Genomic DNA, 14,545 nt, shown 5'->3' with positions numbered 1-14,545 from the left:
GGCGACCTCAGCGGCGAGCGGCCGACCGGGGCGCCGGCCTCGCGGTCACCGGAATCGTCCGGGCGAACGCCAGCAGAACCCCGGTCGCAACGAGCACCGACACCAGCGACGTGCCACCCTGAGACATGAACGGTAAGGGGACACCGAGCGGCGGGAACAGCCGCAGCACGACGCCGATGTTGATGAGCGCCTGACCGACGATCCATACGGTGATCGCGCCGGCAACGATCCGCACGAAGGTGTCGTCGGTCTTGCGGATGATGTGGAAAGCGCCGATCGCGTAGATCGCGAACAGCCCGAGCACGACGATCGCGCCGATGAGGCCGAGCTCTTCACCGACGATGGCGAAGATGTAGTCGCTGGATGCCGCGGGCAGCCACTCGTACTTCTCTTTCGAGTTCCCAAGTCCGAGGCCGAAAATGCCGCCGCCGGCCAGTCCCCAGATACCGTGCAGCGGCTGGTAGCAGGTGCTGAGGTAATCGGCGGTGCAGTCGGTGTTGAAGACGCTGAGGATGCGCTCCATGCGGTTCGGGCTCGTGACCGCCAGCGCCGCGACTGCCACGATCGCCAGCAACAGCGGGATGACGAACACCCGCAGCTTCACACCGGAGAAGAAAAGGGCGCCGAGGGCGAGCAGGAACAGCACCATCGCCGTTCCGAGATCGTGCCCGGCCAGAACCGTCGCGATCACGGCGGCGGCCACCGGCACCACCGGGATGAAGACGTGCCGCCAGTCGCCGAGCAGCGTGCGCTTTCGGTAGAGGATGAAGCCGAGCCAGAGGGCCAGCGCGAGTTTCAGAAACTCCGAGGGCTGAGCCTGAATGCCAGCGATGAGGATCCAGTTTCGGTTTCCGCCATCCTCGACGCCGAGGGGCGTGAACACGAGGAGCTGGAAGGCGGTGGTGACGATCAGCGCGGGCCACGCGATCCGCTTCCAGAAGCTCACTGGCAGTCGGCTCGCGATGAACATGAGCGGCAGGCCGATCGCGGCGAACACCGCCTGCTTGATGACCGCATCGTACGGAGCCTGACCCGCCGCGGTCGCCGTTGCGCTGGTGGCCGAGAGCACCATCACGAGACCGAAGATCGTCAGCAGGACTGCCGTGGATGAGATGAGCAGAAACTCACCGGCAACCGGGCGGAACAGCGATCCGAGAGAGACGCGGGCAGCAAGCCCGCGCTTGGGCGTCGGCTCGTCAGGCTCCTGCGGGAGCGGACGGATCGGCGTCGGCGTCGCCATGTTCGCCCCTTCCCACTCGCTGCCTGACCGCCGCAGCGAACTTCTCACCGCGATCCGCGTAGGAGGCGAACTGGTCGAAGGATGCCGCGGCCGGTGCGAGGAGGACGACATCCCCCTCGGCCACGAGTCCGATCGCCAGGTCTACGACCTGCGCCATGACGTCCCCAGTCTCATCGGCAATGACCTCGTGCAGCGGAACGTCGGGCGCGTGTCGCTCGAACGCCGCCCGAACGGCATCGCGCTGGTCACCGATCACGATCGCTGCCTTTGCCAGACGCCCCCGCGTCGAGACGAGCGTGGTGATGTCGACGCCCTTGAGCAGTCCCCCCACGATCCAGATCGATCCGGGGTAGGCGGCAAGCGAGGATGCCGCAGCGTGCGGGTTGGTCGCCTTCGAGTCATCCACCCACGTGACACCGGCGACTGTCGCAACGATCTCCATCCGGTGGGGGTCCAGCCGGAACTCGCGCAGTGCAGTGGCTATGGCCTCGGGCGGTACGTCGAGCGAACGGGCCAGCGCACTGGCAGCAAGGATGTTGGCAACGACGTGTGGGGCCGCGAGGCCGAGCTCTCGAAGCTCGTCGATCGTCGTGAGTTCGAGAGCGCTGGTGCGCCGCTCGACAAGGAACGCGCGGTCCACGACGATGCCGTCGACCACGCCGAGGTCGCTCGGACCGGGAACGCCGAGGTCGAACCCGATCGCTCGCGCTCCCTCGATGACATCGGCTTCTTCGACCATCTCGCGCGTCGCGAGGTCGGCCTTGTTGTAGACGCAGGCGACGCGGGTGTGGTTGTACACCTGCGCCTTCGCGTCGCGATACGCCTCGAAGGATCCATGCCATTCGAGGTGGTCGTCGGCGAGGTTCAGACAGACCGCAGCGTGCGGCGAAACCGGTTCCGGCGAGGACTGCAGGCTGAGGTACCAGAGCTGGTGGCTGGACAGTTCCACGACGAGGACGTCGAAGCCCGACGGATCACGGACGGCATCCAGGATCGGCGTGCCGATGTTTCCGCACGGGACTGCCCGCAGACCCCCTGCCACCATCATCGTGGCGGCAAGGCCCGTGGTTGTCGTCTTTCCGTTGGTGCCGGTGATCAGCACCCAGTCGGCGGGAGCGCCGCCGGGGCGGACTACCTTGTCGCGCACGCGCCACGCGAGCTCGATGTCTCCCCACAGCGGGATGCCGCTTTCGAGCGTCCAGCGCACGAGCGGGTGCGTCGGGCTGAAGCCGGGCGAGGCGATCACGACCTCGGGAGCGAAGTCCACGAGCTCGGCGGGCGGCGTGCTGAGCGACCCCATCGATGACCGCACCCCGATGACGGGTAGCAGGCGCTCATAGGCCGGGTCGGCGGATTCGGCGAGAACGAGAACCTCCGCGCCGAGTTCTGCCAGCGTGTCGGCCACCGAGAAGCCGGTCACCGAGAGGCCGAAGACGGCAACCCGCAGGCCGCGCCAGTCGGCGTGCCAGCTGGTCAGTCCATCCAGCCGGGAGGATTCACCGGTCATGTGCGCGCGAGCCATTCAACGTAGAAGAAGCCGACGCCGGTGACTGCCAGTCCCGCGGCGATGATCCACATCCTGATGACGATGTTGGTCTCCGACCACCCGCGCATCTCGAGATGGTGGTGGAAGGGGCTCATGAGGAACAGACGTTTGCCGCGGGTGAGCTTGAAATAGATCCGCTGCAGGATGACCGAACCCGATCCGATGATGAACGCCCCGGCGGTGAGGACCGTGAGGATCTCGGTGTGAGAGAGGATCGAGACCGCGGCGATCACGCCACCGATCGCCATCGACCCGACATCCCCCATGAACACCTGAGCCTTCGGCGCATTCCACCATAGGAACCCGACCAGAGAGGCAGCGAAGGTCGCCGCGATGATCGTCAGGTCGAGCGGGTCCCTCGTCTGGTAGCAGGCCTGCTGGTAGGCGGCCACGAGGTCTGCGCCGTCGCAGCGCTGCTGGAACTGCCAGAACGTCGTCAGGCTCATCGCTCCGATCGTGAACACACCCACACCGGTGGCCAGGCCGTCGAGGCCGTCGGTGACGTTCGTGCTGTTGGACCAGGCGACGCCGATGAAACTGATCCAGGCGATGTAGAGCAGGATGCCGATCGCAACCGGCAACGCCAGGAAGTTCAGCACCGAGATGTCGCGGAAGACCGAAACGTAGGCCGTCGCGGGGGTCTGGCCCTGGGCATCCGGGAACTGAAGTGCGACGAGCGCCCACGGCACGATGACGATCACCTGACCGACGATCTTGCGCCAACCCGACAGACCGAGGCTTCGCTGGCTGCGCAGCTTCATGTAGTCGTCGATGAAGCCGACGAGCGCGAAGCCCACCATCATCCAGAGCACGAGGAAACCCGAGATCGTGGGCGGGTTGCCGCCGGCGTAGGTTCCGATCAGGTACGCGATCGTCGTCCCCCCGACGAAGATGACGCCACCCATCGTGGGTGTACCGCGCTTGAGTTCGTGCTGAGGGTTGTTTCCCGCGTCGGGGGTACGGATGACCTGGCCCCATCCCCACCGGCGGAACAAGCGCAGGAAGACGGGTGTGAGAAAGAGCGAGAACGACAGGGCGATCGCCGACGCCATCAGGAGGGATCTCACGAGAAGGATTCTCCCAGACGGTCGCCGAGGTGCCGGAGGCCCGCGGAGTTGGACGATTTCACGAGCACCCGATCACCCTCACGCAGCTCGGACATCAGGTAGTCGTACGCTTCGTCAGCTGTCTCGAAGAAGACTGCCTCGCCATCCCACGACCCCTCGCTGATCGCCGAGAGGTAAAGCCGGCGCGCAGCAGAGCCGATGACGACGATCCGTTGGATGCGCAGCCGCACCGCGAGAAGACCGACGCGGTCGTGCTCCTCCCCCGCGTACTCGCCGAGTTCGCTCATCGCGCCGAGAACGGCGACAGTGCGCTGATCGGGCGCAGTGATCTGCGCGAGAGTGCGAAGCGCTGCGGCCATGGAGTCCGGACTCGCGTTGTAAGCATCGTTGATGATGCGCACGCGCTCCGAGCCCATCGGCTGCATCCGCCACCGCTCTGCCAACTCCATCGCCTCGAGCCGCTCGATGCAGGCTTCGGGACGGATGCCGAGACTTGTCGCCGCAGCAATCGCGGCCAGCGCATTCATGACGTGGTGCTCGCCGAGCACGCGCAGAACGACCGGAAACTCGTCGCCGTCGATGACGGCACGGAATCGCGTTCCCTCGGGCGTGACCTCCACGTCCTCGGCCCGCACATCCGCTGCCGAGCCTCGCCCGAACCAACGGACTGTCGCGCCGCGTTCGGTGGCGATACCGGCCATCGCTGCCACGCGCGGGTCATCCGCGTTCAGCACTGCCACGCCCCCGGGCCGGACGGCGTGGATCAACTGCGACTTCTCGACGAAGGTCGACTCGATGCCGCCGAACCCGCCGGCGTGCGCCATCCCGACCATGAGGACGACCCCGATGTCGGGGTGGACGAGACCGGCAAGACGCGCGATCTCTCCCGGTGCACTGGCGCCGAACTCGCTGACGAGATAGCGGGTTCGTTCGGTGATCCGGAGCATCGTCAGCGGCGCACCGACTTCGTTGTTGAAGGATGCCTGCGGCGCTACGGTCTCATCCTCGGCCTCGAGGATGCGCGCCATCATGTTTTTCGTCGTCGTCTTGCCGTTCGAGCCGGTGATCCCGACGATCCGAAGGGCACCGCGTGCCCGCACCTCGCCCACAACGAAGCGGGCGAGGTCTGCCAGGGCATGCACAGCCCCCGGCACCACGATCTGGGTGATGGCGGCATCCAGCGGTCGCTCGACGATGGCGAGCACCGCACCCCGCTCGATCGCGGCGGCAACGAAGTCGTGGCCGTCAGCGTGCTCGCCCGGTTTGGCGACGAAGATGTCGCCGGGGCCGATCAGTCGAGAGTCGGTGTCGACGGTGCCCGAAACCACCGTGTCAGCGGAGTCGGCGCCGCGGAGGACGAGGGTTCCGCCGAGGACATCGGCGATTCGGGACAGAGTCAGACTGATCATGCGCAGGAGGCGTGCCGTCGAGATCAGCCGAATGTCGGGAGATCGGGTGAGGCGGAGTTCGAAGGCATGATTCGGTAGGTCTTGAGCACCTGGGTCATCGCCTCGCGGAACGCCGGAGCGTTGGCACTAGACGACTTTATCGTGGTCGGCTCATCGAGTGTCACCACGACGACGTACTGGGGATCGTCGGCGGGGGCGAAGCCCGCGATCGTCGTGAAGTACGAACCGACCTTGTACGTCCCCGCGCCCGGATCGACCTTCTCAGCGGTTCCGGTCTTGAGCGCGATCCGGTATCCGGCGATGCCGACCTTCTCAGAGACCGACCCCTTCGTGGCGACGTTCTCGAGCATGTCGGTCACCTGGCGGGCGGCCTCGGGACTGATCACCTGCGTGGGCTCGCCGTTCTCGGGGGTGGTCACGGTGCCATCAGCAGCAGTGCACGACTCCACCAGCCGAAGCGGCAGCTTCAGGCCGCCGTTTGCGATCGCCTGGTAGGCGTTCGCCAGCTCCGGAACCGTGGTCGTCAAACCCTGGCCGTAGGAGGTGTTGTACTTCGTCTGGTTGTCCCACTGGCCGGGGTCGCGAACGAGGCCGTTCGCTTCTCCAAGGAAGTCGACGTCAGTGCCCTGCCCGATCCCGAATCTCGTGAGGTAGTCGTAGCGAGCCTGGTCGCTCATCATCCCGGCGAACGTGGAGATACCGACGTTCGACGAGTTCACGAGCACACCGTTGAGCGTGTAGTCGTAGTCCGGGTGGGGAAGATCGTCACGAACGCTCGCACCGTTGTCGAAGGTCTGGCGGAAGGGCACGCGGACCACCGAGAAGGGGTTCGCGGTACCTGAGTCGACGAGCATCGCTGCCGAGAGCGCCTTGAACGTCGAGCCCGGCTCGAAGGTGTTGCGGAAGATCCGGCTTGCGCGATCGGACTCGTCAACGACTGTCGGAGCGTTGGGGTCGACGGTCGGGTACTCGGCTGCCGCACGGATCGCACCGGTCTTGACCTCGACGACGAAGATCGAGCCGTTCAGCGCCCCGGTGTTCTGCGTCTGCTCGGCGATCAGTTGCTGCAGATACCACTGCAGGTCACGGTTGATCGTCAGTTGCAGCGTCCCCCCGTCGATGGCGGGTATCTCGGTCATCGTCCCGGGGATGATGACGCCGTCACCGCCGCGCTGATACCGAATCTCGCCGTCGGTCGAGGCGAGGCATCCGTTCTGGGAGGACTCCAGCCCAGCGAGCGCCGTGCCATCGGACCCCACAAAGCCGACGAGGTTACCGCCGACCGCGCCGTCGGGGTACGTGCGCGCCGGGTGCGGGAACATCGCGAGATACGGGATCTTCATATCCGCGAGTTCCCGGTACTGCGCCGTCGTGAGGCCCCGCGTGAGCATCGCGTATCGACTGTCGGGGTTCTCCGCGAGGGCGGCAGCGACGATCGCCTGAATCTCTTCGGCGCTCTGACCCGTGACGGCGCCGATCTCAGCTGAGATCGTCTCCCACGGAACCTTGACGTCCTCGCCGTCGATCTCACGGTCGATCGGGCCGACGAGTTTCGGATCGAGCTGCGCGTCGTAGAGCACGATGCTGCCGGCAAGGGTCGCGCCGTTCTCGTCGACGATCGCACCGCGGGTTCCGTATGTCTCCTGCGAGCTCGACAGCCCCAGTTCCAGGGACTGCTCGATGTGCTCCTTGGCATTGACGACCTGGATGTCGACAAGACGGATGACGAAAGCACCGATGACTGCCAGAACAACGAACATGGCGACGACGGTGCGGCGCCGTGGGCTTCGTGTGCTGCGTCCGGTCATCGTGTCGTGGGGGTCGGCAGGCCGTCGGTGAGCGCGGGCGGGATAACCGATTGACCGGTCTCGTCCGTGACCTCGACGGGAGTTCCTTCGATGGTCGCGGCGGGGTCGGTGACCAGTGGCGTCTGGGTGATGAGGGCGTTTGCCACTGCTCCCCTTCCGACGGCGTCGATCGATGACTGCCACCCTGCGGCCTGCGAGGCTCCCACCAGCGCTCCGTCCGAGAGACGGAGGAAGGTAGGCGCTTCGCTGATGACCATACCGAGGGCCGACGCGTTTGCCGCGAGGTACTGCGGCGAGCTGAGACCTGCAACCTCGTCGTAGAGGATCTGCCGGTCCCAGGTGAGCTGTCGCTGCTGCGAGGTGAGGGCCGAGATCGCGTACGTGTCTTGCGTCGTGAGGATCGACACCACCATCTGGGCCGCGACGATCGCCGCGGCTCCGAGGACCGCGACGATCCCGTAGGCGAGGCGCGGACGGCGCCTCGCTGCGGTCTGCTCCACCGGACGCAGCCGCGGGGCTTGTGTCTCGACCGGGCGAGCACTCGGGGCGAACTCATCAAGGGCTGCCAGCAGATCCGCGCTCATGCGGCATCCTTCACTCGTTCGGCCGCGCGCAGCCGCACGGGCGTGGCACGGGGATTGCGTAGCTTCTCGTCGTCGGAGGCCATTTCGGCGCCCTTGACGATGAGACGGAACTGCGGGGCGTGCTCGGGGAGTTCCACGGGTAGGCCCGCGGGGGTTGTCGAGCGGACCGCCTGGGCGAGGACGCGCTTGACGAGGCGGTCCTCGAGGGACTGATAGGACATGACGACGAGGCGGCCACCGACTGTCAACGCGTCAAGCGCGGCGGGAAGTGCCGTCTCGAGGGCCGCGAGCTCCGCATTCACCTCGATGCGCAGGGCTTGAAACACCCGCTTGGCGGGATGACCGGCGTTCTTGAGGGCAGCGGGAGTCGCGGCCTGCAGGATGTCGACGAGCTGAGCAGACCGCTCGATGGGCTGTTCGGTTCGCGCCTGGATGATGGCTCGGGCGTACCGTCCGGCGAGCTTCTCTTCGCCGTATCGCTCGAAGATCCGGCGCAGGTCTCCCTCGCCGTACGTCGCGAGGACGGTCGCGGCTGTCACTCCCCCGGACTGGTCCATCCGCATGTCCAGCGGCGCATCCTGGGCGTAGGCGAAACCGCGGTCCGCGACATCCAGCTGCAGCGACGAGACACCGAGATCGAACAGGATGCCGTCCACGCGCGTGAATCCGGAGCGTTCGATCGCCCCGGCGATGCCGTCGTAGACGGTGTGCACCGGGATCAGGCGGTCACCGAACCGGGCGAGACGCTCGGAGGCGACGCGCAGGGCGTCGGTGTCGCGGTCGAGCCCGATCACCGTCAGCGCGGGAAACCGCTCCAGCAGCGCCTCGGTGTGCCCGCCCATTCCGAGCGTCGCGTCCACCACGACGGGGTTCTCGCCGCCGAGCGCGGGAGTCAGCAACTCGATGCAGCGCTCGAGGAGGACGGGGGTATGGATGTCGCGCAGGTCCATGATGTCGGGCCGGACCACTGGGCTCTGATCCCCACCCGCTGAAGACCTGGCGCCGGGGAAGTGCGTCAGGGCCCCGCAGATGGGCATCACAACCGAGGGTCAGAACAGGCCGGGGATCACCTCCTGCTCCATCTCTGAGTAGGTGGCTTCGTTTCCTTCGAGGTAGTCGTTCCAGGCCTGCGCATCCCAGATCTCGGCGTGAGCGCCCACACCCGTGACGACGAGCTCGCGCTCGAGCCCGGCGTAGGCGCGCAGTGGCGGCGGGATGGTGATGCGGTTCTGGCTGTCGGGAGTCTCAGCGCTGGCGCCCGAGAGGAACATGCGCAGAAAGTCACGTGCCTGCTTGTTGGTCAGCGGCGCCTCGCGGATGCGGTCGTGGACTCGCTCGAACTCCTCAGCCGAGAAGACGTAGAGGCATCGCTCCTGCCCGCGCGTCACGACGATGCCGGCGCCGAGATCGTCACGGAACTTGGACGGCAAGATGACGCGTCCTTTGTCGTCCAGCTTCGGAGTGTGAGTCCCCAGCAGCATCCCGCGTCACCCCCCTTCGTCCGGCCCCTCCAGGTTGGTCGCCACTTTACTCCACTTCCCTCCACTTTGTCACCACATTCACGTCATAGTGCTCCCCCGGCGCGTCCAGGCGCGCCAAAGGAAGCGAAAGCTGACACCGGAAGGCGCTGTCGACCGGATGCCGAACCCGGCGGTTAACGACGAAACGCCGACCCGGAGGTCGGCGTTCGGTGGCCCGTCAGAGGGCGGTGGAGCGGTGTGGAGTCAAGCGGTGGAGCGCAGTGGAGGGCTCAGCCTCGATCGGTCAACGACCTTCCTGGCGGCGGTCCCAGCGCTCGTTCATACGGTCCATGAAGCTAGCGTTCGTGCGGGCCGTCGCTTGACGCTGATCAGCGCGCGGGGGTTCTGCGCTTGTGCGCTTGGCTGGCGTAACGGCGACGATCACTCCGGCGATCATCGCGAGGAACCCGAGAACACCCACGATGATCAGCTGCATTGCAACACCGACGATGAGGGCACCGATGCCCGCGAGCACGAGGATCGTGCCGTACACGACATTGCGATACGAGAGACCACCACCGCTGGACGCCGAAACGACATCGGCGTCATTGCGCATGAGATGGCGCTCCATCTCGTCGAGCAGACGCTGCTCCTGTTCGGAGAGTGGCATGAGATCCCCCTCGGGCTGGATCGGTGGCACGATTCTACGCGCGCCGTCGATTACTAGGCTAGGCCCGTGTCAGTAGGTAGTGATCCGGTCGCGGCAGTTTCTCAGCGAGTCGAGGACTTCTTGGCAGCACGGGAGGCCGAGGTCGAGCTCTTCGGCGATGAGGCGATCCTCCTCCACGGCGCCGCCGCCGAGTCCGTTCGCGGCGGAAAGCGGCTGCGCGCCCGCTTCTGCTTTGCCGGGTGGCGCGCAGTTCGCGAGCACTCCAGCGAAGCTGTAGCGCCGACCGAGGACGTGCTCGCGGTAGCGGCTGCACTGGAGGTCTTCCACGCCGCCGCCCTCGTGCACGACGACATCGTCGACAACTCCGACACGCGGCGCGGGCGTCCCTCCGCTCATCGCGCCCTCGAAGCCGCCCACCGCGCCCGCGGCTGGGTCGGCGACCCCGCACGCTTCGGCCGTTCGGGGGCCCTCCTCCTCGGCGATCTTCTGGTCGCGTGGAGCGATGATCTCCTCGAAGAGGGCCTCGCCGTGGCCACTCCGGCACACGCCGCTGCCGGTCGCCGGGAGTTCGCGCTGATGCGCAGCGAGGTGACGATCGGACAGTTCCTCGATGTCGCCGAGGAATCGGCCTATGTGACAGAGGCTGACGACCGCCACGCTGAGCGCGCGCTGCGGATCGCATCCCTGAAGTCAGCGAGATACAGCATCCAGCAGCCGCTCGTCATCGGCGCGGCGATCGCGGGAGCGGACGCCGCACAGCAGGGGGCTCTGGTCGCGTTCGGGCACCCGGTCGGTATGGCCTTCCAGTTGCGCGATGACGTGCTGGGTGTCTTCGGCGACGCCGAAGCGACCGGCAAGCCGTCGGGCGACGATCTGCGCGAAGGCAAGCGCACGGTTCTCGTCGCGTACGCGCGGGAGGCGCTCCCCACGGGATCGCGCCGGCTGTTCGACGAGATGCTCGGCGATCCGTCTCTCGAACCCGACCAGATCGCGGCGATGCAGCAGACGATCCGTGACACCGGCGCGCTGGAGCGGGTCGAAGACCTCATCCTCGACTACACCCGTACCGCCGAGCGGGCGCTGTCGGGCGCGCCGCTCGGCAACCGATCCGTGAGCGAACTGCGGGAGCTTGCTCGCGCAGCCACCGTGCGCACAACCTGAGCGCGCCGCCCGCCCGGCTCCCGGGCGAGCATCTACTTCCTTAGGTGTGATGTCCAGGCAGGTTGTTGAGTCTGCTGAAGGGTGGGGCTCCGATCGCGGAGTGGCGCCTGTGCTGATTGTAGAAGTGCAGCCAACCGGGCAGCGCGGCGCGACGCTCGCTGTCTGAGGAGTAGAACCGGGCGTATGCCCAGCCGTCGGCGAGGGTACGGTGGAACCGCTCGATCTTCCCGTTGGTCTGTGGGCGGTAGGGGCGGGTCCGCTTGTGTCGGATGTTGAGCATGGCGCAGGCGTCTCGCCAGGCGTGGGAACGATAGGCCGATCCGTTGTCGGAGAGGACCCGTTCGACGGTGACGCCGTGGTCAGCGAACCATGCGACGGCGCGTTCGAGCACGCCGATCGCGGTGACTGCCTTCTCGTCCGTGCAGATCTCGACGTAGGCGACGCGGGAGTGATCGTCGAGCACGGTGTGCAGGAACGCGGTGCCGATGTTGGGATGGCCTTTCTCGGTGTATCCGGCGCCGGCGCGGGCGGCGCGCTGCTTGTTCTGCTTGCCTTGTTGCTCGCCCACGTATCGCCAGCCGCCGCCGTCGGGGATGTTGCCGAACTTGGTGACGTCGACGTGGATCATCGCCCCTGGATGGTCGTGTTCGTAGCGACGGATGGGTTCGCCGGTGACCCGGTCGATATGGCTGAGCCGGTTGATCCGCGCCCGCACCAGCACCGCATGCACGGTCGAGGCCGAGATGCCGAGCTCGCCGGCGATCTGCGCTGGACCCAGTCTGCGACGCCACCGTAACCGTAGGATCCGCTTCACCGTCGCGGGCGGTGTCTTGGTGGGCATCGAGCGTGGTCGGCTGGACCGATCAACCATTCCCGCGGGCCCTTCGGCGCGGAACCGGGCCGCCCACTTCCGGGCGGTCGGCGGGGAAGTCATGAACATCTTCGCCGCGACGATGACAGGCCAGCGCTCTTCGACTATGAGCTTGGCCAGCCGCAGTCGAGCGCGCGGGGTGAGAGCAGCGTTAGCGTGGGACAAGAAGGCCTCCTGTGTGCGTGAAGCGGTTCCTAGACAGCTCCACTCTCGCAACGGGAGGCCTTCACCCGTCACCAGATCACACGCGATTCACGCAACAACGTCCCTGGACATCACACTTAGGCGAGCGTCTGGGCCACCCGCCGGACCTCGCTCTTACGTCCCGCTCGGAGCGCCTCGATGGGCGCCACGCCGATCGTGTCATCGGGCGCGAGCATCCAGTCGATCGCTTCGTCGTCGGTGAACCCGGCGTCGTGAAGCACAATGATCGTGCCCCGCAACGACGGCAACGGGTGACCGTCCACGATGAAGACGGCGGGCACCGCGAAGGCGCCGTGGCGCTTGGAGCCGATCAGCTGTGACTCGTCCAGAAGTCGACGCACGCGGCCCAGCGGTTCGCCGAGAACCTCGACGAGTTCGGGCATCGTGAGCCAAGCGGTTTCGGTTGCAGGAGATGGGTTGGTCACGACAGCCATGATCTCACCACGGGCAGCGTCGCGACCGCGCTGCGACCAATCGACGCGCGATACTGCTCATCCGCTTCTGTGAGCCGCTCCCAGGTGGGGCCGCTCCTGCTCCGTAGACTCGGTGCGTGAGCACCAGCGCGCAAACCGATCCGTTGATCGGCCGTCTCGTCGACGGCCGATACCGGGTGCGCGCCCGGATCGCGCGGGGCGGCATGGCCACCGTCTACGTTGCGACGGACCTGCGCCTCGAGCGCCGTGTAGCGCTGAAGGTCATGCACGGCCACCTGAGCGATGACACTGTTTTTCAGAGCCGGTTCATCCAGGAAGCCCGTGCGGCAGCACGGCTCGCAGACCCCCACGTTGTGAACGTCTTCGATCAGGGCAGCGACGGCGAGATCGCGTATCTCGTGATGGAGTACCTCCCGGGCATCACGCTGCGCGAACTACTTCGCGAAGAGAAGCGACTGACGGTGCCGCAGACGATCTCGATCATGGATGCCGTACTCTCGGGTCTTGCCGCGGCCCACCGTGCCGGCATCATCCATCGCGACGTCAAGCCCGAGAACGTCCTGCTGGCAGAAGACGGCCGCATCAAGATCGGGGACTTCGGCCTCGCGCGGGCAACGAGCGCGAACACGGCGACCGGCGCTCAGCTGATGGGTACGATCGCCTACCTTGCCCCCGAGTTGGTCACCCGGGGCACCGCGGATGCCCGCAGTGACATCTACAGCCTCGGGATCATGCTCTACGAGATGCTGACCGGTGAGCAGCCCTATCGCGGTGAACAGCCGATGCAGATTGCGTTCCAGCACGCGACCGACTCGGTCCCCCGCCCGAGCGTCAAGAACCCCGGCGTTCCTGAGCAGCTCGATGAACTCGTGCTGTGGTCGACCGAGAAGAAGCCCGACGATCGACCCGCTGACGCGATGGAGATGCTGCAGCGGCTGCGGGAGATCGAGCGAAACCTCGGCATCTCACCGCAGGTCGTCACGGCGGCGACCTCCGGGATGATCGACCGCGAGGATCCGAGCGAGCTGACCAAGGTTCTTCCCACCACCACCGGCGCGACTGCCGTGCATTCCGAGGTCGACAACGCGGCACGTCTGCGACGCTCGGCGAACCGCCAGGGCGCGCGCACCGCCTGGATCGTCACCGTCGTGATCCTCCTGGCGGCCCTCGCCGCCGGGGCCGGGTGGTGGTTCGGGTCCGGACCCGGTTCGCAGGTCTCCGTCCCCGCCGTCGCGGGACTCGACTACGAGGGCGCAGCTGCGGCCGTCGAGGCCCAGAACCTCGTTCCGGAGCAGGCGGGTGAGAACAGCCTCGAGGTCGAACAGGGTGTCGTCATCCGTACCGATCCCCCGGCGGGCGACCGCGTCGACAAGGAGTCGACGGTTCGGATCTTCGTGTCGCTGGGCCCGGCTCAGCACGACATCCCCTCGGTGGCAGGGCAGTCAGCGGCCGATGCGCGCGCGACACTCACCGGTTATCAGCTCATCGTCACGGAACCCGACGCCGAGCTCTTCTCCGATGCCCCAGCCGGCACCGTCGTCGCGGTCTCTCTCACGCCGCGCCTGCAGAGCGATCCGGTGAACTGCACGGACGGGTGCACGGCGTTCGAGGGCGATACAGTCACGCTGACTGTCTCGCTCGGTCCCGTGCCCGACGTCCGGGGTATGTCGGTGGAAGCCGCTACCCAAACGCTCGAATCCGCGGGTCTGAGTGTGTCGGGCGAGAACATCGAGCAGTACGACAACGACGTCGCCGCCGGTGAGGTCATCGGCATCGCCGAGCGCCAGGATGGCGGACAATGGCGCCCGGGTGACACGGTTACCCTTGTCGTGTCCAAGGGTGTTCAGCCGGTAGAGGTGCCCGCGGTCATCGGTCTGTCGGTGCGCGACGCGGTCACCGTGCTCGAGGATGCCGGGTTCCAGGCCGAGACGGCGCTGCCGGAGGGCAGCCTCTGGGACGTGTTCCGCGTCAATGAGATCGACCCGAAGGCGGGAACCTTCCACGTGCCCGGCACCGTCATCACCATCACCGATATCGGGATCGGTGGCGGTAACGGCGGGGGCAATGGCGGCGGGAACGACTGACCCGCCC

The 14,545-nt window shown here is 66.7% G+C and carries 13 protein-coding genes; 2 read left to right on the top strand and 11 right to left on the bottom strand.

The annotated features are described in order from the left end of the window. Nucleotides 1-7: 7 nt before the first annotated feature. From ftsW to MICSW_RS06250, 9 genes are all read right to left on the bottom strand, one after another. Nucleotides 8-1,240, bottom strand: coding sequence for a putative lipid II flippase FtsW (gene ftsW, locus MICSW_RS06290; RefSeq protein WP_228178587.1), 1,233 nt, complete (start codon nt 1,238-1,240; stop codon nt 8-10). Further along, nucleotides 1,197-2,747 carry a UDP-N-acetylmuramoyl-L-alanine--D-glutamate ligase gene (gene murD / locus MICSW_RS06285; protein ID WP_464497812.1) on the bottom strand — a complete coding sequence of 517 codons (1,551 nt, stop codon included), beginning with the start codon at nt 2,745-2,747 and terminating at the stop codon, nt 1,197-1,199. Before murD ends, ftsW begins: the two co-directional genes overlap by 44 nt. After that, entirely contained in the window at nt 2,744-3,853 is a 1,110-nt protein-coding gene (gene mraY / locus MICSW_RS06280) for a phospho-N-acetylmuramoyl-pentapeptide-transferase (protein ID WP_228178585.1), read from the bottom strand. The genes murD and mraY overlap by 4 nt, the downstream gene beginning before the upstream one ends. Further along, on the bottom strand, nt 3,850-5,262 hold the full coding sequence (locus MICSW_RS06275) for a UDP-N-acetylmuramoyl-tripeptide--D-alanyl-D-alanine ligase (RefSeq protein WP_464497810.1): 1,413 nt from the start codon (nt 5,260-5,262) through the stop codon (nt 3,850-3,852). Before MICSW_RS06275 ends, mraY begins: the two co-directional genes overlap by 4 nt. A gap of 23 nt (nt 5,263-5,285) precedes the next feature. Further along, the gene (locus MICSW_RS06270) at nt 5,286-7,022 is read right to left on the bottom strand and encodes a peptidoglycan D,D-transpeptidase FtsI family protein (protein ID WP_228178583.1); all 1,737 of its coding nucleotides are present in this window, start codon (nt 7,020-7,022) and stop codon (nt 5,286-5,288) included. Between the two features lie 44 nt (nt 7,023-7,066). Beyond that, nucleotides 7,067-7,654: a cell division protein FtsL gene (ftsL, locus tag MICSW_RS06265; RefSeq protein WP_228178582.1), complete on the bottom strand. Its 588-nt coding sequence runs from the start codon at nt 7,652-7,654 to the stop codon at nt 7,067-7,069. After that, nucleotides 7,651-8,604: a 16S rRNA (cytosine(1402)-N(4))-methyltransferase RsmH gene (gene rsmH / locus MICSW_RS06260; RefSeq protein ID WP_464498261.1), complete on the bottom strand. Its 954-nt coding sequence runs from the start codon at nt 8,602-8,604 to the stop codon at nt 7,651-7,653. Before rsmH ends, ftsL begins: the two co-directional genes overlap by 4 nt. A 99-nt stretch (nt 8,605-8,703) precedes the next feature. Then, nucleotides 8,704-9,135, bottom strand: coding sequence for a division/cell wall cluster transcriptional repressor MraZ (mraZ, locus tag MICSW_RS06255; RefSeq protein WP_464497807.1), 432 nt, complete (start codon nt 9,133-9,135; stop codon nt 8,704-8,706). 283 nt (nt 9,136-9,418) lie between these two features. Continuing rightward, nucleotides 9,419-9,784 carry a DUF3040 domain-containing protein gene (locus tag MICSW_RS06250; RefSeq protein WP_228178580.1) on the bottom strand — a complete coding sequence of 122 codons (366 nt, stop codon included), beginning with the start codon at nt 9,782-9,784 and terminating at the stop codon, nt 9,419-9,421. Between the two features lie 66 nt (nt 9,785-9,850). Here MICSW_RS06250 and MICSW_RS06245 point away from each other — a divergent pair, with 66 nt between their 5' ends. After that, nucleotides 9,851-10,945 carry a polyprenyl synthetase family protein gene (locus MICSW_RS06245; protein WP_228178579.1) on the top strand — a complete coding sequence of 365 codons (1,095 nt, stop codon included), beginning with the start codon at nt 9,851-9,853 and terminating at the stop codon, nt 10,943-10,945. A gap of 40 nt (nt 10,946-10,985) precedes the next feature. Here MICSW_RS06245 and MICSW_RS06240 read toward each other — a convergent pair whose 3' ends face one another. Both MICSW_RS06240 and MICSW_RS06235 read right to left on the bottom strand, forming a co-directional pair. Then, a complete protein-coding gene (locus MICSW_RS06240) occupies nt 10,986-11,981 on the bottom strand; it encodes an IS481 family transposase (RefSeq protein ID WP_292801103.1) in 996 nt (331 codons plus the stop codon). A gap of 116 nt (nt 11,982-12,097) precedes the next feature. Then, a complete protein-coding gene (locus MICSW_RS06235; RefSeq protein ID WP_348681371.1) occupies nt 12,098-12,445 on the bottom strand; it encodes an Rv2175c family DNA-binding protein in 348 nt (115 codons plus the stop codon). Between the two features lie 125 nt (nt 12,446-12,570). Here MICSW_RS06235 and pknB point away from each other — a divergent pair, with 125 nt between their 5' ends. Beyond that, nucleotides 12,571-14,538, top strand: coding sequence for a Stk1 family PASTA domain-containing Ser/Thr kinase (gene pknB, locus MICSW_RS06230; RefSeq protein WP_464497800.1), 1,968 nt, complete (start codon nt 12,571-12,573; stop codon nt 14,536-14,538). Nucleotides 14,539-14,545 lie beyond the last annotated feature (7 nt).

This window comes from Microbacterium sp. SW12 (assembly GCF_055391095.1).
The sequence above is the reverse complement of the archived record's forward strand: the minus strand, read 5'-3'. Positions and strand labels throughout refer to the sequence as shown.

Excerpts from the sequence above, each read along its gene's own strand:
- ftsW (WP_228178587.1), bottom strand. The coding sequence starts at position 1,240 with ATGGCGACGCCGACGCCGATCCGTCCGCTCCCGCAGGAGCCTGACGAG.
- murD (WP_464497812.1), bottom strand. The coding sequence starts at position 2,747 with ATGACCGGTGAATCCTCCCGGCTGGATGGACTGACCAGCTGGCACGCC.
- MICSW_RS06275 (WP_464497810.1), bottom strand. The coding sequence starts at position 5,262 with ATGATCAGTCTGACTCTGTCCCGAATCGCCGATGTCCTCGGCGGAACC.
- MICSW_RS06270 (WP_228178583.1), bottom strand. The coding sequence starts at position 7,022 with ATGTTCGTTGTTCTGGCAGTCATCGGTGCTTTCGTCATCCGTCTTGTC.
- ftsL (WP_228178582.1), bottom strand. The coding sequence starts at position 7,654 with ATGAGCGCGGATCTGCTGGCAGCCCTTGATGAGTTCGCCCCGAGTGCT.
- rsmH (WP_464498261.1), bottom strand. The coding sequence starts at position 8,604 with ATGGACCTGCGCGACATCCATACCCCCGTCCTCCTCGAGCGCTGCATC.
- mraZ (WP_464497807.1), bottom strand. The coding sequence starts at position 9,135 with ATGCTGCTGGGGACTCACACTCCGAAGCTGGACGACAAAGGACGCGTC.
- MICSW_RS06250 (WP_228178580.1), bottom strand. The coding sequence starts at position 9,784 with ATGCCACTCTCCGAACAGGAGCAGCGTCTGCTCGACGAGATGGAGCGC.